Raw genomic sequence first — 17,798 nt, forward strand, 5'->3', positions numbered from 1 at the left:
CAAATGAGCATAAAAAAAGAAAGAGTAGATGTACTATTAGTAGAGCGAGGACTTATAGAAACGCGTGAGAAGGCTAAACGTGCTGTTATGGCAGGTCTTGTATATGCGAATGAAATGAGACTCGATAAGCCAGGGGAGAAAATCTCGCAAGATACGGAGATTACGGTGAAAGGGCAAGTTATGCCGTATGTAAGCCGTGGTGGTTATAAGCTTGAAAAGGCATTAGAAACATTTCAACTTGATTTACAAGATAAAGTTATGATAGATATTGGTTCATCAACTGGTGGTTTTACAGACTGTGCGCTTCAAAATGGTGCGAAGTTATCCTACGCATTAGATGTAGGATATAATCAACTTGCGTGGAAATTGCGTCAAGATGAGCGTGTTGTTGTGATGGAACGAACGAACTTCCGTTACGTGACACCGGCAGATTTAGAGCGTGGTTTACCGCAGTTTGCAAGTATTGATGTTTCATTTATATCATTAAGGCTTATATTGCCGGTTTTAAAAACAATGCTTACGCCAAATGGTGATGTAGCTGCATTGATTAAACCTCAGTTTGAAGCTGGACGAGAACAAGTCGGGAAAAAAGGCATTGTTCGTGATAGAAAAGTACATGAAGCTGTCGTGGAAATGATTGTCGATTTTGCTCTTAAGGAAGGCTATAATGTCGAAGGTTTAACATTCTCACCAATTACAGGCGGGGATGGAAATATTGAATTTTTAATTCATCTAAAGTGGCACGGTGAGCGTGAGAATGGCGAAAATCATTCGCCGGTTTCTATTGAACAAGTTGTTACAGAAGCGCATAATGTTCTAAAACAAAAAGGGAAAGGGGAATAACATATGTTGTTCCTCTTTTTGTTGTAATCGTATAATTATTGTAAAAACAATTGTATACAAGTAACGGATTATACGTTAACATAAATAAATGAAGTATACCAATGTTTAAACTATGGTAAGAGATAGTGTGAGGTGCAAATGTATGAATAAAGGTCAGCGCCATATTAAAATCAGGGAAATTATTGCGAACAAAGAAATTGAAACACAAGATGAACTAGTTGATATTTTACGTAATGTGGGGTTTAATGTAACGCAAGCAACAGTATCGCGCGATATTAAAGAACTGCACTTAGTGAAGGTGCCATTACATGATGGTCGCTATAAATATAGCTTGCCAGCAGATCAACGATTTAATCCGTTGCAAAAATTAAAACGAAATCTAGTGGATTCATTTGTAAAATTAGACACGGCAGGACATATGCTGGTGTTAAAAACATTGCCTGGTAACGCTCATTCACTTGGGGCACTTATTGATCATTTAGAGTGGGATGAGATCGTCGGAACCATTTGTGGTGATGATACTTGCTTAATTATTTGCCGTACACCTGAAGATACAGGTGTTGTCTCTGATCGTTTCTTAAATATGCTGTAACAGAAAAATCTTGTTTACTTTCCTCTGTAAAGTGGAAAGTAAACAAGATATTTTTATTGGCGAAAAATATGGATTTTCAAATACAATACATTATTTTTTTTGAATGAAGTTAGAAAATAGGTGGATTGACCCGTAAAACGAATGTTTGGTACAATGGAGCGGGTTAGAAGAGTAATTTATACATACAAACATATAGTATAACTATTTGAATGAAGAATACTGAGAAAAGCCCTTAATAGGGGATTAGTTTATAACGAGGTGAATGGGGCATTGTTATCGGAATTATCGATCAGAAACTTTGCTATTATTGAGGCATTAAATATTTCTTTTCAAAAAGGTTTAACCGTTTTAAGTGGTGAAACAGGAGCTGGAAAATCCATTATTATTGATGCAATTAGTTTGCTTGTTGGTGGGCGTGGTTCAGCAGAATTTGTTCGATATGGAACAGAAAAGGCTGAGATAGAAGGATTATTCTATGTAGAAGATGACAAGCATCCATGTATCGCAAAGGCAGAAGAGTTAGATATAGAAATAGAAGATGGCATGATTATTTTGAAGCGTGACATCGCTGCGAACGGAAAAAGTGTCTGTCGTGTAAATGGGAAACTTGTTACACTCAGCGTATTAAAAGAGATTGGAAAAACGCTAGTTGATATTCATGGACAGCATGAAACACAAGATTTAATGAATGAAGAGCGTCATATGTTTATGCTTGATCATTTTGATGGAAATCGCATTGTTAAACAATTGGCCATATATCAAAATGTATATAAAGACTATGAGAAGTTAAAAAAACAGCTGAAATCTTTAAGTGAAAATGAACAACAAATGGCCCATCGTCTAGATTTAATTCAATTCCAACATGAAGAAATTCATAAGGCGGATTTAAAAATGGATGAAGAATATGAATTGACTGAGGAACGATTAAAAATCTCCAATTTTGAAAAGATTTATAAAGCATTAGGAGATGCGTATCGTTCGTTAAGTGGAGACGGACAGGGATTAGATCACGTAAGAAATGCAATGGGACAAATGGAGAGTATTACGCACTTAGATGAAGCGTATCAAGAAAATCATGATTCCATTGCAAATAGTTATTACTTATTAGAAGAAGTTGCATACCAGCTTAGAGAAAAGTTAGATATGATGGAATATGATCCGAAACGTCTAGATGAAATTGAAACACGTTTGAATGAAATCCGTATGTTAAAGAGAAAGTATGGAAATACTGTAGAAGAGATTTTAGCGTATGCTGATAAAATTGAACAAGAAATTTTTACGATTGAAAATAAAGACGTACATATTGAAACGACGAGAAAGCAGTTAACGAAATTAGAAGGTGTTATTGTAAAAGAAGCAACGTTGTTAAGTACTATGCGTCATGAGCTTGCGAATCATCTTACAAGCGCTATTCATCAAGAATTAAAAGAACTATATATGGAAAAAACGAAATTTGAAGTGAGAATTATGAAGAGGGTAGGAAATGTAGAAGAACCTCTCGTGGAAGGAACACCGGTAAAACTTACGGCGGATGGCTACGATCATGTGGAATTTTATATTTCAACGAATCCGGGTGAACCGTTAAAGCCACTTTCAAAGGTTGCTTCTGGCGGAGAGTTATCTCGTATTATTTTAGCTTTAAAAAGCATTTTTTCTAAGCATCAAGGTGTTGCATCTGTTATTTTTGATGAAGTGGATACGGGTGTGAGTGGTCGGGTTGCGCAGGCTATTGCGGAAAAAATTTATCGTGTATCAGTAAACTCGCAAGTACTTTGTATTACGCACTTACCTCAAGTAGCTTCAATGGCGGACTCGCATTTATTTATTAGAAAACAAGTGGCGAATGATCGGACGATTACATCGGTTACTGTGTTAAGTACGGATGAAAAAGTAACAGAAATTGCTCGAATGATTTCTGGTGTTGAAATTACAGATTTAACGACAGAGCATGCGAAAGAGTTACTTACGCAAGCGCATCATTTCAAACAGACAGCAGAGGCTATCCAGTAATGGATAGCTTTTTTTTCTCAAATGACGATTTCTTAATTCTTCCGGTTATAAATAAAGCACTGCAAGGAGAGATTAAAAAGTGAAGCCAAGAGGCTGAATGTGGGTAGGAGCGAGGAGAGTGAACAAATTGAAATTAGAAAGATTTCGAAAAATAATAGGTCTTTGTCTCCTTGTTTCTCTAGTTTTTATTGGATGTTTTAAACCGCTTCGAACGTTTATTTCATCGCCGAAGCAACTTGTTGTTTTTGAAGGACAACAATCAGAAATAGCATCATTACCAGTTTTTAAGGCTTCATCTACAAATCGTAATGTATTTACTGTAAGTTCAAATGAACAAGAACTTATGGTAAATTCTCACCAAAATGGTGAAGCTGATATGGTGTTTCAACTTGCTGGTTTTCCAGTGAAAAAAGTAAATGTGAAAGTATTAAAAGATTTTAAAGTTATTCCAGGTGGACAATCGATTGGTGTAAAATTGAACACAAAAGGTGTACTTGTTGTAGGCCATCATTTAATTCAAACTGAAAAGGGTAAAGTATCTCCTGGTGAAACAGCTGGTGTACAGATTGGAGATATGATTACTGAAATCAATGGTAAAACAATTGAAAGAATGAGTGATGTAGCACCATTTATTCATAATAGTGGAGAAACAGGTGAACCGCTTAATCTTGTTTTATTAAGGGATGGAAAATATATTCGTGCTAAGCTAACACCACAAAAAGATAATGGTGAATCTTCTTACCGAATTGGATTGTATATTCGTGATTCAGCAGCTGGTATCGGAACGATGACGTTTGTACATCCAGATTCTATGAAATACGGAGCGCTTGGTCATGTAATTTCCGATAATGATACAAAAAAGCCAATTCAAGTAGAAGATGGACAAATTATGCGTTCGACAGTAACGTCTATTGAAAGAGGAAGTCACGGGAACCCGGGAGAAAAATTAGCAAGATTTTCACCGGATCGTGAAGTGATTGGTAATATTACAATAAATAGCCCGTATGGTATTTTTGGGAAATTAAATACAAATATGACAAACGGCATAATGGATAAAGCAATGCCTATCGCATTATCCAATCAAGTAAAAGAAGGGCCAGCGAAAATATTAACAGTTATTGATCAAGATAAGGTGGAAGCGTTTGATATTGAAGTTGTTAGTACAGTACCACAAAAGTTCCCGGCTACAAAAGGTATGGTTATAAAAGTGACAGATAAACGTTTACTAGCAAAAACGGGTGGTATTGTACAAGGAATGAGTGGAAGTCCGATTGTACAAAATGGGAAAGTAATTGGTGCGGTTACACATGTATTTGTAAATGATCCAACGTCAGGATACGGTGTTCATATTGAATGGATGTTACATGAGGCTGGAATTAATATTTATGATCAAGAGAAAAAAGCGAGCTAATACATATTAGCTCGCTTTTCTTTTGAAAAATTCGTTGAAATTTTGTAAAAGCTCCGCAAGAGCTGTTTTTTGTTGTAAGATATAAGCAAAGGGTTGAACGTTTCGCTGTAATTCTATGATGGAATGTGTTGCGAAAGGAAAAAAATGAACGATAAACATATTTTTTTGTGATTTTATCGGAAAGTAAGAAACTTTAAAGGGAATTTTCACACAATTGTCGAACAATTCATGTAGCCTAGAAGCTTACACATGTCGGAAGAATCGATTCGGTAAGGGAGGAAAAACTGTGGAGAAAATTAAAGTATGTCTTGTGGATGATAATAAAGAATTGGTATCGATGCTAGAGAGCTATGTTGCTGCTCAGGATGATATGGAAGTTATTGGAATTGCTTACAATGGTCAAGAATGTTTAAACTTATTGAAAGAAAAGCAGCCTGATATACTCGTTTTAGACATTATTATGCCACATTTAGATGGTCTAGCTGTGCTAGAGAAAATGCGACATATTGAAAGGCTAAGACAACCTAACGTTATTATGTTGACAGCATTCGGACAAGAAGATGTGACGAAAAAAGCGGTTGATTTAGGGGCATCATATTTCATATTAAAACCATTTGATATGGAGAATTTAACAAGTCATATTCGTCAAGTTAGTGGTAAGGAAAATGCTACCATTAGACGTCCATTACCATCTTTCCGATCAGCAACAACGATCGATGGCAAACCGAAAAACTTAGATGCGAGTATTACAAGTATCATTCATGAAATTGGGGTACCCGCTCATATTAAAGGATATATGTACTTACGAGAAGCAATCTCTATGGTGTACAATGATATCGAATTACTAGGATCTATTACGAAAGTATTATATCCAGATATCGCAAAGAAATATAATACAACAGCAAGTCGTGTCGAGCGCGCAATCCGTCACGCAATTGAAGTGGCTTGGAGCCGTGGGAATATTGATTCTATTTCGTCCTTATTTGGTTATACTGTATCGATGTCAAAAGCAAAACCTACGAATTCCGAGTTCATCGCAATGGTTGCGGATAAGCTGAGACTTGAACATAAGGCTAGCTGAGATTAGTATATTCAAAATAAATTTTTTTATAAAAGATCAATGAGTTTAAAACACTCGTTGATCTTTTATTTTGTTGTTCTGTGCATTCATAATTTTAGTGGGTAAGTTATCCGTGATATAATAGGTGATAATAAAAAGCCCTGCAAAACAGGACTATATTATTCTTCGTCTTTATTTTGTTTTTCTAATTCAACTAACTTTTGTATTAAAATATGCTGAGGCATATGCATAAGTTGTTCAAGTGGAACACCTAACGCTTTTGATAGGCGGACTGCAGTGTCTGGAGAAATTTGTAATGGTCTCATAGAAGTACCTCCTTTTTCGTATAGTATAGCATAAGATTGGGGGAGTGAGGATGACTCTTATATTTGCGCATCGTGGTGCGGCGGGAACGTATCCGGAAAATACAATAATTTCATTTGAAGCAGCAGAGGCTTTCGGGGCAGATGGAATTGAACTTGATGTTCAATTAACGAAAGATGGAAAAGTTGTCGTTATTCATGATGAAACTGTGAATCGAACGACGAATGGAAAAGGTGCTGTTCGGAATTATTTATACGAAGATTTATGTAAGTTAGATGCAAGTTATAAATTTAGTGAAAAAGTAGGCTTTTGTAAAATTCCTCTTTTAGAAGAGGTACTGGAATGGTTTGAAAAAACGCAATTGCTACTTAATATTGAACTTAAAAATGATAAAATTCCATACAGAGGTTTAGAAGAAGAGGTTATAACACTTGTGCGTAAGTTTAGTCTGGAGGATCGTGTTATATTTTCTTCGTTTAACCACTATAGTATGAAACGGTGCCATATGATGGCTCCTGATATTCAAACAGCTATTTTGTATCGTGAAGGTTTGCATAGCCCGTGGGCATATGCAAAAAAGATGGGTGCTACTGCAGTGCATCCGAATTATCGTTATCTTCAAGATGCAATCGCTGAATTAACGATGGAAAGTGGTGTAGAGGTTCGTCCTTACACGATAAATGAAGAAACGCTTATGCGTAAATATTTTGATATGAACATATCGGCGATTATTACTGATTATCCTGAAACAGCAAGAACTTTATTACCGATAAAAAATGAGACCTAATATAATGGTCTCATTTTTTTATCGGTATGTGAAAACGTTGTTCTATCTTCTGAAGCGGGCTTGCACTTTATTTCTCTTACGATCTCTGTGTAAGACGAAGCCGCCGAAAATATAAAACCCGAGTGCAAAGCAAAGAGCGCCGATTAAAAATTGTAACCATAATATAGGGATTGGGGAGAATAAAATCCCAAATACAGTATCTCTCATTAGTTTAATACCAAGCACGGCTAATGAAATCGGGATGAGTGCTAATGATAGAGCGAGGTAACGCTGCATACATAACGCCCCTTTTCAGATTATTTTGTTTATTTCAATGATGTTATATGAAAAGGGGGTTTGTCAAGAGATTGCTGAACGAGTAAGATAAGGATGTGAAAAATTTTGCAGAGATACTTCGAGAGGAAGTGTAATGTATGAAACAAAAGGTGTTAATTGTTGGAGCGGGTGAAGGTGGAAGTACACTGCTAAGTCTGTTACAAAATTCGAATATATTTCAAATTATAGGGATTATTGATAGTAATCCAATGGCGAAGGGACTACAAATTGCAAAGGAATATGGGATTCCGATTAGTGATAGTGTAACTCCGTTTCTTTCTATGCATATTGATGTAATGTTTGATATGACAGGTGATTATGATTTACATAAAGTTTTATTGGGAAGCAAGCATAAAGACACCCTTCTTATACCAGGGGATATTGCAAAAATTGTTACGAAACTAGCGCATGAGAAGGAAAGCTTAATTGGGAAGCTAGAAGAGCAGACGCAACAAGGGAATTTAATTTTAAATTCAACGCATGACGGTATGATTGTTATAGATCAAGAGGGACAAGTTCGTCTGTTTAATAAAAGTGCAGAGCGTATTATCGGATATAAGAAAGAAGAGGCGATAGGAAAATATATTTTAGAAGTTATTCCAACGAGTAAGTTGCTTCGTATTATACGCACGAAAAAAATAGAAGTGAATCATGAACTGACGTTAGAGAATGAAAATAAGATCATTACAACGCGTATCCCGATATTAAAAGAAGATGGAGAAGTTCAAGGCGCATTTGCGATTTTTAAAGATATTACAGAAGTTGTAGATTTAGCGGAAGAAGTTACAGATTTAAAAGAAATTCAAACGCTACTTGAGGCGATTATTAACTCATCTGAGGAAGCGATTTCGGTTGTTGATGAGAAAGGAAGAGGGTTAGTTATAAACCCTGCTTATACGAAGTTAACGGGTTTAACCGAAGAGGATATTATAGGGAAGCCAGCTACAACTGATATTGTAGAAGGTGAAAGTATGCATATGAAAGTACTTCGGACGCGCCGAGCGGTACGAGGAATACATATGAAGATTGGGCAAAAAAAGCGAGATGTAATTGTAAATGTAGCACCGGTTATTGTTGATGGAATATTGAAAGGGAGCGTCGGGGTAATTCGCGATGTATCAGAAATTCAAAAGTTAACAAATGAATTGAATAGGGCAAGACAAATCATTCGAACGTTAGAAGCAAAATATTCATTTGATGATATTGTTGGTGATTCAGATGAAACGACGGCAGCTATTGAACAAGCAAAACTTGGAGCGAATACACCGGCAACAGTATTGCTTAGAGGGGAATCTGGTACGGGGAAAGAGTTATTTGCACACGCTATTCATAACGGTAGTAATCGAAAATACAATAAGTTTGTACGAGTAAACTGTGCTGCTATTTCTGAGACCTTATTAGAAAGTGAATTATTCGGTTATGAGGAAGGCGCGTTTTCTGGAGCGAAAAGAGGCGGGAAACGAGGATTCTTTGAAGAAGCGAATAATGGAAGTGTTTTTTTAGATGAAATCGGAGAGTTATCTGCAAATACGCAAGCGAAGCTCCTTCGTGTACTACAAGAAAAAGAAATTGTGAAAGTAGGGGGAACGAAAGCGATACCTATTAATGTTCGAGTGATTGCTGCGACGCATGTGAATTTAGAAAAAGCTATTTTAGAAGGGAAGTTTAGAGAGGACTTATATTATCGTTTAAATAAAATCCCGATTCAAATCCCTTCCCTTCGTCAGCGTAAAGGAGACATACCAGCGATTGCAGAAAGGTTAATTCAAAAAATTAATCAAGATTATGGTCGTAATGTAGAAGGACTCACCGATTCAGCCGTTTCGTATTTACAATCATATGAATGGCCAGGGAATGTTAGGGAACTTGAAAATATTTTAGGACGAGCTATTATCTTTATGAATTATAACGAGATATATATTGATGTACATCATTTACCGCCTTTACATAAAGAAGAACAAGTAGAGACGAAACAAAATAATTTATTACCTGAAGTAGAAGAGAAGGCCCTTGAACACCTAGTGATGGAATTTGAGGGGAATATTATCCGTGAATATTTAGAGAAATTTGATGGGAACAAAACGAAGACTGCAAAAGCGTTAGGAATTTCAGTTCGAAACTTATATTACAAGCTAGAAAAGTACGACTGTGCAAAAAATAGCATGCAATAAATTGCGTACCATGCAATTTATTGCGTGGTATACAAAAAGCGACAAAACGAGACAGAATATTTAGTTGTTTTCCAAAGTATTGATTTTACTGCATTTTGAATGCGTTTTCATTATTGGTAAGACCAATTTTAAAAGTTGGCACGGTATTTGCTTAATGAATAGACGAGGGACGACGGAAAGGGTTGATTACAAAATATGAAGTTAGAACACTTAATTGATCAAGCAGCAGGACAGCCTAAAAAAACTGTGGCTGTAGCAGTAGCTGAAGATCATGAAGTAATTGAAGCTGTAGCGAAAGCAATCAAGTTACAGCTAGCTCAATTTCGTCTATATGGAAATCAAGAGAAAATAATAGGGATGCTACAAGAGCATGGGTTACAAACTTCAGAACATATTGAAGTGATTGCAGCAGCGTCAAGTGCTGAGGCTGCAGAACTTTCTGTTAAAGCTGTAAGTAATGGCGAAGCAGATGTACTAATGAAGGGGAACATCCCAACAGCAAATATTTTGAAAGCTGTATTAAATAAAGAGTGGGGACTTCGTAAGGGCAGCGTGCTTTCACACGTTGCAGCGTTTGAAGTTCCAAATTACGATCGTCTTATTTTTGTTACAGACGCAGCGATGAACATTGCACCTGATGTAATACAAAAAGCTGCTATTATACAAAATACTGTAGAAGTTGCCCAGGCAATAGGAATTGATTTGCCAAAGGTAGCGCCAATTGCAGCGGTAGAGGTTGTTAATCCTGCGATGCAAGCGACAATTGATGCAGCGATGTTAACTCAAATGAATCGCCGCGGACAAATTAAAAATTGTGTCGTTGATGGACCACTTGCTTTAGATAATGCAGTATCACAAATTGCAGCAGAACATAAAGGCATAGTAAGTGATGTAGCAGGTAAGGCAGACATTTTACTCGTCCCAACGATTGAAGCTGGAAATGTGCTATATAAATCACTCGTCTATTTTGCAAATGCAAAGGTAGGAGCGATGATTGCTGGCGCTAAAGCACCGATTGTTTTAACATCACGTGCTGATTCAGCAGAAACAAAAGTATATTCATTAGCATTGGCAGTTGCGACTGCTTCAAAATAAACCAAATAGGGTAAAACAATTAGGGGGAAACGACAATGACATTAGAAATCTTCGAATACTTAGAAAAATATGATTATGAGCAAGTGGTATTTTGTCAAGATAAAGAATCTGGTTTAAAAGCAATCATTGCAATCCATGATACAACACTTGGACCAGCTCTTGGTGGAACAAGAATGTGGACATATGATTCTGAAGAAGCGGCGATTGAAGATGCATTGCGTCTTGCAAAAGGGATGACATACAAAAATGCAGCAGCTGGTTTAAACTTAGGTGGTGCAAAAACAGTAATTATCGGTGATCCACGTAAAGATAAAAGCGAAGCGATGTTCCGTGCATTAGGACGCTACATTCAAGGACTAAACGGACGTTACATTACAGCTGAAGATGTTGGTACAACAGTAGATGATATGGATATTATCCATGAAGAAACTGATTTTGTAACAGGGATTTCACCATCATTCGGTTCTTCTGGTAACCCATCTCCAGTAACTGCATACGGTGTTTACCGTGGTATGAAAGCAGCTGCAAAAGAAGCGTTCGGTACAGATAACCTAGAAGGAAGAGTAATTTCTATTCAAGGTGTTGGTAACGTAGCATATCACCTATGCAAACATTTACACGCTGAAGGAGCAAAATTAATCGTTACAGATATTAATAAAGAAGCTGTACAACGTGCAGTAGAAGAATTCGGTGCAACAGCAGTTGAGCCAAATGAAATTTACGGTGTTGAATGTGATATTTACGCACCATGTGCATTAGGTGCAACAGTTAATGATGAAACTATTCCACAACTTAAAGCAAAAGTAATCGCAGGTTCTGCAAATAACCAATTAAAAGAAGATCGTCACGGCGACATCATTCATGAAATGGGTATTGTATATGCACCAGACTATGTTATTAATGCAGGTGGCGTAATTAACGTAGCAGACGAATTATATGGATACAATAGAGAACGTGCATTAAAACGTGTTGAGTCTATTTATGACACAATTGCAAAAGTAATCGAAATTTCAAAACGCGATGGCATAGCAACTTATGTAGCAGCAGATCGTCTAGCTGAAGAGCGCATCGCAAGCTTGAAAAACACTCGTAGCACATACTTACGCAACGGTCACGACATTATTAGCCGTCGCTAATCATTCATATACAACTTTTACGAAAGGTGTGGTTACCTCTTATGAGGTTTCCACTTCCTTTTAAATTTATTAGTGGAGGTAGCAACATTGTCCTTAAATCGAATTCTTGTTATTAATCCGGGTAGTACATCCACAAAAATTGGTGTTTTTGATAATGAAAGACCCGTTTTAGAAGAAACAATTCGTCATGATGAAGAACAGATTGGAAAATATAAGCGAATTATCGATCAATATGAGTTTCGAAAAGAAACAATTTTAGAAGTGCTACATTCTCATGGTATTAACATTTCAAAATTGAACGCTGTTTGTGGGCGTGGTGGATTACTTCGTCCAATCGAAGGTGGCACGTACACAGTAAACGATTCAATGTTAGAAGATTTAAAAAACGGATTTAGCGGTCATCACGCTTCAAATCTCGGAGGCATTTTAGCTTATGAAATCGCTTCTGGATTAAATATTCCTGCATTCATTGTGGATCCTGTCGTTGTAGATGAAATGGAGCCAATTGCTCGTATTAGCGGTATTGCTGGTATGGAACGTAAAAGTATTTTCCATGCATTAAACCAAAAAGCGGTTGCTCGTAAAGTAGCAGATGAATTAAATCACAAATATGAGGATTTAAATTTATTAGTTACACATATGGGCGGCGGTATTACAGTTGGTGCTCATAAAAAAGGAAAAGTTATCGATGTTAATAATGGCTTAAACGGAGAAGGACCATTTAGTCCTGAGCGTGCTGGTACGGTACCAGTAGGACAATTAGTTGAAATGTGTTTCTCTGGTGAGTATTACCGAGACGAAATGGTTAAAAAACTTGTCGGACAAGGTGGACTTGTAAGTCTTATCGGTACAAACGATGCAATTAAAGTAGAACAAATGGTTGAAAAAGGTGATCCTGAAGCAACTCTTATTTATAAAGCAATGGCATATCAAGTTGCAAAAGAGATTGGCGGAGCTAGTGCTGTACTTCACGGGAAAATCGATGCAATCGTATTAACTGGTGGACTTGCGTACAGTAAAATTCTGGTTGATGAAATAAAAGAACGTGTTGACTGGATTGCAGATGTTATCGTACATCCAGGTGAAGATGAATTACAAGCGTTAGCAGAAGGAGCACTTCGTGTATTACGTGAAGAAGAAGCGCCGAAAGAGTATGTTGTACGAGAAAAACAAACAGTAGCTAGGGGTTGAGATAATGGCAAGAGAATATGATTTAGTCATCGTTGGCGGCGGTACTGGTGGATATGTTGCTGCTATTCGCGCATCACAACTAGGGTTAAAAACTGCACTTGTTGAAAAAGAAAATCTTGGTGGTACTTGTTTACACAAAGGGTGTATTCCTAGTAAAGCTCTTTTACGTAGTGCGGAAGTATACGCAACTGCTAAAAAAGGAGAAGAGTTCGGGGTTATTGCAAGTAATGTAGAACTAAACTTTGCTAAAGTACAAGAGCGTAAAGAGAAGATTGTAACGCAGCTTCATAAAGGCGTTCAGCATTTAATGAAACAAGGTAAAATTGATGTGTTTGAAGGTATTGGCCGTATTCTTGGTCCATCTATTTTCTCTCCAATGCCAGGTACAATTTCAGTTGAACTTGCAAGTGGAGAAGAGAATGAAATGTTAATTCCAAAAAATGTACTTGTTGCAACAGGTTCTCGTCCAAATTCATTACCAGGATTAGAGTTAGACGGAGAGTATGTAATGTCTTCGGATCATGCCCTAAAAATGGAAACGCTTCCTAGTTCGATCATTATCGTTGGTGGCGGTGTAATCGGTATTGAGTGGGCATCTATGCTTGCTGACTTCGGTGTAGAAGTTACAGTATTAGAGTATGCGAAAAACATATTACCACTAGAGGATAATGACGTTTCAAAAGAAATGCAGCGTCTATTCAAGAAAAAAGGTATTAAAGTGGTAACTGGTGCAAAAGTATTACCAGAAACATTGGTAAAAGATAATGGAGTAACAATTCAAGCTGAACATAACGGTGAGAATAAAGCATTTAAAGCAGAAAAAATGCTTGTATCTGTAGGAAGACAAGCCAATACGCAAAATATGGGCTTAGAGAACACAGATATTGTTGTGGAAAAAGGATACATTCAAACAAATGAGTTTTATCAAACGAAGGAATCTCATATTTACGCAATTGGAGATGTAATCGGTGGCCTACAACTTGCTCACGTTGCTTCGCATGAAGGAATTGTTGCTGTAGAACATATTGCTGGTAAAGAAGTTACACCAATTGATTATTCTATGGTATCGAAATGCGTATATAGCAGTCCGGAAGTTGCTTCTGTCGGTTTAACAGAACGAGAAGCAAAAGAAAAAGGCTATAAGTTAAAAGTAGGTAAATTCTCATTCCGTGCAATCGGAAAGGCACTTGTATACGGAGAATCAGACGGTTTTGTAAAACTTGTAGTTGATGAAGAAACAAATGACATTCTTGGTGTTCATATGATCGGACCACATGTAACAGATATGATTTCTGAAGCTGGTCTTGCAAGAGTACTTGATGCAACACCTTGGGAAGTAGCACATACAATTCATCCGCATCCATCATTATCTGAGGCGATTGGTGAAGCTGCATTAGCTGTAGATGGAAGAGCGTTACACGCATAAAAATGTGGATTTAGGAGGTTATGAAAAATGGCAGAAGTAAAAGAAAAGCGCCATGAAGAGCTTGGCTTAAGTGATGAGCAAGTATTAGAAATGTACCGTACGATGTTACTTGCGCGAAAAATCGACGAACGTATGTGGTTACTAAATCGTGCAGGTAAAATTCCATTCGTAATTTCTTGTCAAGGACAAGAGGCTGCACAAGTTGGCGCATCGTTCGCTCTTGATCGTGAAAAAGATTATGCATTACCATACTACCGTGATATGGGTGTTGTATTAGCGTTTGGTATGACAGCTAAAGAGCTTATGTTATCTGCTTTCGCGAAAGCTGGAGATCCAAACTCTGGTGGTCGTCAAATGCCTGGTCACTTCGGTCAAAAGAAAAATCGTATTGTTACAGGTTCATCTCCAGTAACAACACAAGTACCTCATGCGGTTGGTATTGCATTAGCTGGAAAAATGGAGAAGAAAGATTTAGTAACGTTTGTTACATTCGGAGAAGGTTCTTCCAACCAAGGTGATTTCCATGAAGGTGCAAACTTTGCTGGTGTACACAAACTACCTGTTATTTTCATGTGTGAAAATAATAAATATGCAATCTCTATTCCGGTTGAAAAACAATTAGCGTGTAAAAACGTATCAGATCGTGCAATTGGTTACGGTATGCCAGGATATACAGTAGACGGAAACGATCCGCTTGCAGTATATAAAGCTGTAAAAGAAGCAGCAGACCGTGGCCGTCGTGGTGAAGGCCCGACTTTAATTGAAGCAGTATCATATCGTTTAACAGCACATTCTAGTGACGACGATGATCGTGTTTACCGTGATAAAGAAGAAGTAGAAGAAGCGAAGAAAAAAGATTCAATAATAACATTTGCGGCTTATTTAAAAGAAGTTGGCGTGTTAACTGAGGAATTTGAAAAACAAATGTTAGATGAAATTATGCATATCGTAAACGAAGCAACAGAATATGCAGAAAATGCTCCGTATGCAGCACCTGAAGATGCATTGAAGCACGTATACGCAGAATAGGGGGGAACGTTTCATGGCTGTAATGTCTTATATTGAAGCTATTACATTAGCAATGCGCGAAGAAATGGAACGCGATGAGAAAGTATTCGTATTAGGAGAAGATGTTGGTAAAAAAGGTGGCGTTTTTAAAGCGACACACGGTTTGTATGATCAATTTGGTGAAGACCGTGCGCTTGATGCACCGCTTGCAGAATCTGCAATTGCTGGGGTAGCAATTGGTGCGGCAATGTATGGTATGCGTCCAATCGCTGAAATGCAGTTTGCTGATTTCATCATGCCAGCAGTAAACCAAATTGTTTCTGAGGCAGCAAAAATTCGTTATCGTTCTAATAATGATTGGACTTGTCCAATTACAGTGCGTGCGCCATTTGGTGGCGGTGTTCATGGTGCATTGTATCATTCACAATCTGTAGAAGCGATGTTTGCAAACCAACCAGGTTTAAAAATTGTTATCCCTTCTACACCATATGATGCAAAAGGCTTATTAAAAGCTGCAATTCGTGATGAAGATCCAGTATTATTCTTTGAACATAAGCGTGCATATCGTTTAATTAAAGGTGAAGTGCCAGAAGATGACTATGTATTACCAATCGGAAAAGCAGATGTGAAACGCGAAGGTGATGATATTACTGTTATCACTTACGGATTATGTGTTCACTTTGCTCTTCAAGCAGCTGAGAAGTTAGCACAAGATGGAATCTCTGCACACATTCTTGATTTAAGAACGGTATATCCGTTAGATAAAGAAGCGATTATTGAAGCAGCTTCTAAAACAGGTAAAGTTCTTCTTGTAACAGAAGACAATAAAGAAGGAAGTATTATGAGTGAAGTGGCAGCAATTATTGCTGAAAATTGTCTGTTTGATTTAGATGCGCCAATCGCACGTCTTGCAGGCCCAGACGTTCCGGCAATGCCATATGCACCAACAATGGAAAAATTCTTTATGGTAAATCCAGATAAAGTTGAAAAAGCAATGCGTGAACTTGCGGAATTTTAATCGGGGGGACTATACATGGCTGTAGAAAATATCACAATGCCTCAGCTCGGGGAGAGCGTTACAGAGGGTACAATTAGTAAATGGCTCGTTAATGTTGGCGATCACGTAAACAAGTATGATCCGCTTGCAGAAGTAATGACGGACAAAGTAAATGCCGAAGTACCATCTTCTTTCACTGGTATTGTGAAAGAGTTAATAGCTGGTGAAGGTGAAACGTTAGCCGTAGGTGAAGTTGTTTGTGTCATTCAAGTAGAAGGCGCAGATGAAGTAGCAGCAACAACTGTAGAGGAAAAAACGAAAGAAGAACCAAAGGCAGAAGTAACTACGCCTGAACAAGCACCGAAAGTAAAACAATCAACTGATGGAAAACCACGTTTTTCACCAGCTGTGTTAAAACTTGCGGGCGAGCATAACGTTGATTTAGATTTAGTAGAAGGTACGGGGGCAAATGGCCGTATTACTCGTAAAGATATTTTAAAGCTAGTGGAATCTGGAAATATTCCGCAAGCAGGTGCGAAGAAAGAGGAAGTTGTTGCAGTAGCAGCGCGTCCAGAAGCACCAAAATCAGCGGCAGTAGTACCGGTAGCGTCAAAAGTAGAAGCTGCAAAACCAGTTTCTGTGCCGACAATGCCTGGAGATATCGAGATTCCGGTAACAGGTGTGCGTAAAGCAATTGCAGCAAATATGTTACGCAGTAAACACGAGGCACCTCATGCTTGGATGATGATTGAAGTAGATGTGACAAACCTTGTGTCATACCGTAACTCAATTAAAGGCGATTTCAAAAAGCGTGAAGGCTTTAACTTAACATTCTTTGCTTTCTTCGTAAAAGCAGTAGCACAAGCGTTAAAAGAATATCCTCAAATTAACTCAATGTGGGCTGGCGATAAAATCGTTCAGAAGAAAGACATTAATCTTTCTATCGCTGTTGCAACAGAGGAAGAACTATTTGTACCAGTAATTAAGCACGCGGACGAGAAAACAATTAAAGGTATCGCTCGTGAAATTACAGAATTTGCAGGAAAAGTACGCACGAAATCATTAAAAGCTGATGAAATGCAAGGCGGAACATTTACAATTAATAACACAGGATCATTCGGTTCTGTTCAATCTATGGGTATTATTAATTACCCACAAGCTGCTATTTTACAAGTTGAATCAATTGTAAAACGCCCAGTAATTATGGATAATGGTATGTTCGGTGCTCGTGACATGGTTAACTTATGTTTATCACTTGATCATCGTGTACTGGATGGCCTAATTTGTGGTAAATTCTTAGGACGTGTAAAAGAAATTTTAGAAAACACGTCAGAGAACAATACATCTGTATATTAATAAAAAGCTCGCATTTGCGAGCTTTTTATTATTTTATTTCTTCATTTGTATCCTACTATATGTACAAACCTTTCCC

16 protein-coding genes are annotated in these 17,798 nt (G+C 37.5%); 14 read left to right on the plus strand and 2 right to left on the minus strand.

From position 1 onward, the window contains the following. The first annotated feature begins 3 nt into the window (after nucleotides 1-3). The 5 genes from MKX77_RS04030 to spo0A all read left to right on the plus strand — a co-directional run bounded on the left by MKX77_RS04030 (nucleotide 4) and on the right by spo0A (nucleotide 5,937). The gene (locus tag MKX77_RS04030) at nucleotides 4-843 is read left to right on the plus strand and encodes a TlyA family RNA methyltransferase (protein ID WP_002160533.1); all 840 of its coding nucleotides are present in this window, start codon (nucleotides 4-6) and stop codon (nucleotides 841-843) included. Nucleotides 844-985: 142 nt separating this feature from the next. Next, complete coding sequence (gene argR, locus MKX77_RS04035) at nucleotides 986-1,435, plus strand: arginine repressor ArgR (protein ID WP_002015076.1); 450 nt, start codon at nucleotides 986-988, stop codon at nucleotides 1,433-1,435. Nucleotides 1,436-1,705: 270 nt separating this feature from the next. Further along, nucleotides 1,706-3,445: a DNA repair protein RecN gene (gene recN, locus MKX77_RS04040; RefSeq protein WP_341305883.1), complete on the plus strand. Its 1,740-nt coding sequence runs from the start codon at nucleotides 1,706-1,708 to the stop codon at nucleotides 3,443-3,445. A 118-nt stretch (nucleotides 3,446-3,563) separates the two neighbouring features. Beyond that, nucleotides 3,564-4,856 (plus strand): SpoIVB peptidase, encoded by a 1,293-nt coding sequence (gene spoIVB / locus MKX77_RS04045; RefSeq protein WP_033711018.1) that lies wholly within the window; start codon nucleotides 3,564-3,566, stop codon nucleotides 4,854-4,856. Nucleotides 4,857-5,142: 286 nt separating this feature from the next. Then, nucleotides 5,143-5,937, plus strand: coding sequence for a sporulation transcription factor Spo0A (gene spo0A, locus MKX77_RS04050; RefSeq protein WP_215554156.1), 795 nt, complete (start codon nucleotides 5,143-5,145; stop codon nucleotides 5,935-5,937). Between the two features lie 158 nt (nucleotides 5,938-6,095). On the opposite strand, the gene MKX77_RS04055 is transcribed toward spo0A, so the two are convergent. Then, nucleotides 6,096-6,242 (minus strand): YycC family protein, encoded by a 147-nt coding sequence (locus MKX77_RS04055; protein ID WP_001247671.1) that lies wholly within the window; start codon nucleotides 6,240-6,242, stop codon nucleotides 6,096-6,098. A gap of 50 nt (nucleotides 6,243-6,292) precedes the next feature. On the opposite strand from MKX77_RS04055, the gene MKX77_RS04060 reads away from it, so the two are divergent. After that, nucleotides 6,293-7,027: a glycerophosphodiester phosphodiesterase gene (locus MKX77_RS04060; RefSeq protein WP_341305884.1), complete on the plus strand. Its 735-nt coding sequence runs from the start codon at nucleotides 6,293-6,295 to the stop codon at nucleotides 7,025-7,027. A gap of 42 nt (nucleotides 7,028-7,069) precedes the next feature. Here MKX77_RS04060 and MKX77_RS04065 read toward each other — a convergent pair whose 3' ends face one another. After that, nucleotides 7,070-7,303: a DUF2627 domain-containing protein gene (locus MKX77_RS04065; RefSeq protein WP_002111735.1), complete on the minus strand. Its 234-nt coding sequence runs from the start codon at nucleotides 7,301-7,303 to the stop codon at nucleotides 7,070-7,072. A 137-nt stretch (nucleotides 7,304-7,440) separates the two neighbouring features. Here MKX77_RS04065 and MKX77_RS04070 point away from each other — a divergent pair, with 137 nt between their 5' ends. From MKX77_RS04070 to MKX77_RS04105, 8 genes are all read left to right on the plus strand, one after another. Then, nucleotides 7,441-9,513 (plus strand): sigma 54-interacting transcriptional regulator, encoded by a 2,073-nt coding sequence (locus MKX77_RS04070; protein WP_341305885.1) that lies wholly within the window; start codon nucleotides 7,441-7,443, stop codon nucleotides 9,511-9,513. A gap of 195 nt (nucleotides 9,514-9,708) precedes the next feature. Then, nucleotides 9,709-10,608: a phosphate butyryltransferase gene (yqiS, locus tag MKX77_RS04075; protein WP_341305886.1), complete on the plus strand. Its 900-nt coding sequence runs from the start codon at nucleotides 9,709-9,711 to the stop codon at nucleotides 10,606-10,608. A gap of 35 nt (nucleotides 10,609-10,643) precedes the next feature. Continuing rightward, complete coding sequence (locus MKX77_RS04080) at nucleotides 10,644-11,744, plus strand: leucine dehydrogenase (RefSeq protein ID WP_002145827.1); 1,101 nt, start codon at nucleotides 10,644-10,646, stop codon at nucleotides 11,742-11,744. Between the two features lie 87 nt (nucleotides 11,745-11,831). Continuing rightward, the gene (buk, locus tag MKX77_RS04085; protein ID WP_002160554.1) at nucleotides 11,832-12,935 is read left to right on the plus strand and encodes a butyrate kinase; all 1,104 of its coding nucleotides are present in this window, start codon (nucleotides 11,832-11,834) and stop codon (nucleotides 12,933-12,935) included. Nucleotides 12,936-12,939: 4 nt separating this feature from the next. Then, complete coding sequence (gene lpdA, locus MKX77_RS04090; protein ID WP_002111728.1) at nucleotides 12,940-14,361, plus strand: dihydrolipoyl dehydrogenase; 1,422 nt, start codon at nucleotides 12,940-12,942, stop codon at nucleotides 14,359-14,361. 27 nt (nucleotides 14,362-14,388) lie between these two features. After that, nucleotides 14,389-15,390: a 3-methyl-2-oxobutanoate dehydrogenase subunit alpha gene (bfmBAA, locus tag MKX77_RS04095; protein WP_215554134.1), complete on the plus strand. Its 1,002-nt coding sequence runs from the start codon at nucleotides 14,389-14,391 to the stop codon at nucleotides 15,388-15,390. Between the two features lie 13 nt (nucleotides 15,391-15,403). Continuing rightward, nucleotides 15,404-16,387, plus strand: a complete 984-nt coding sequence (gene bfmBAB, locus MKX77_RS04100; protein ID WP_215554133.1) for a 3-methyl-2-oxobutanoate dehydrogenase subunit beta — start codon at nucleotides 15,404-15,406, stop codon at nucleotides 16,385-16,387. A gap of 15 nt (nucleotides 16,388-16,402) precedes the next feature. Further along, nucleotides 16,403-17,722: a dihydrolipoamide acetyltransferase family protein gene (locus MKX77_RS04105; RefSeq protein ID WP_341305887.1), complete on the plus strand. Its 1,320-nt coding sequence runs from the start codon at nucleotides 16,403-16,405 to the stop codon at nucleotides 17,720-17,722. Nucleotides 17,723-17,798 lie beyond the last annotated feature (76 nt).

Origin of the sequence: Bacillus sp. FSL R9-9410 (genome assembly GCF_038050385.1) — a bacterium.
Taxonomy (GTDB): domain Bacteria; phylum Bacillota; class Bacilli; order Bacillales; family Bacillaceae_G; genus Bacillus_A; species Bacillus_A cereus_U.

What these genes read in the sequence shown, in the direction of transcription:
- MKX77_RS04030 (WP_002160533.1), top strand. Translation starts at nt 4, where the DNA reads ATGAGCATAAAAAAAGAAAGAGTAGATGTACTATTAGTAGAGCGAGGA.
- argR (WP_002015076.1), top strand. Translation starts at nt 986, where the DNA reads ATGAATAAAGGTCAGCGCCATATTAAAATCAGGGAAATTATTGCGAAC.
- MKX77_RS04055 (WP_001247671.1), bottom strand. Translation starts at nt 6,242, where the DNA reads ATGAGACCATTACAAATTTCTCCAGACACTGCAGTCCGCCTATCAAAA.
- MKX77_RS04060 (WP_341305884.1), top strand. Translation starts at nt 6,293, where the DNA reads ATGACTCTTATATTTGCGCATCGTGGTGCGGCGGGAACGTATCCGGAA.
- MKX77_RS04065 (WP_002111735.1), bottom strand. Translation starts at nt 7,303, where the DNA reads ATGCAGCGTTACCTCGCTCTATCATTAGCACTCATCCCGATTTCATTA.
- MKX77_RS04070 (WP_341305885.1), top strand. Translation starts at nt 7,441, where the DNA reads ATGAAACAAAAGGTGTTAATTGTTGGAGCGGGTGAAGGTGGAAGTACA.
- yqiS (WP_341305886.1), top strand. Translation starts at nt 9,709, where the DNA reads ATGAAGTTAGAACACTTAATTGATCAAGCAGCAGGACAGCCTAAAAAA.
- MKX77_RS04080 (WP_002145827.1), top strand. Translation starts at nt 10,644, where the DNA reads ATGACATTAGAAATCTTCGAATACTTAGAAAAATATGATTATGAGCAA.
- lpdA (WP_002111728.1), top strand. Translation starts at nt 12,940, where the DNA reads ATGGCAAGAGAATATGATTTAGTCATCGTTGGCGGCGGTACTGGTGGA.
- bfmBAA (WP_215554134.1), top strand. Translation starts at nt 14,389, where the DNA reads ATGGCAGAAGTAAAAGAAAAGCGCCATGAAGAGCTTGGCTTAAGTGAT.
- bfmBAB (WP_215554133.1), top strand. Translation starts at nt 15,404, where the DNA reads ATGGCTGTAATGTCTTATATTGAAGCTATTACATTAGCAATGCGCGAA.
- MKX77_RS04105 (WP_341305887.1), top strand. Translation starts at nt 16,403, where the DNA reads ATGGCTGTAGAAAATATCACAATGCCTCAGCTCGGGGAGAGCGTTACA.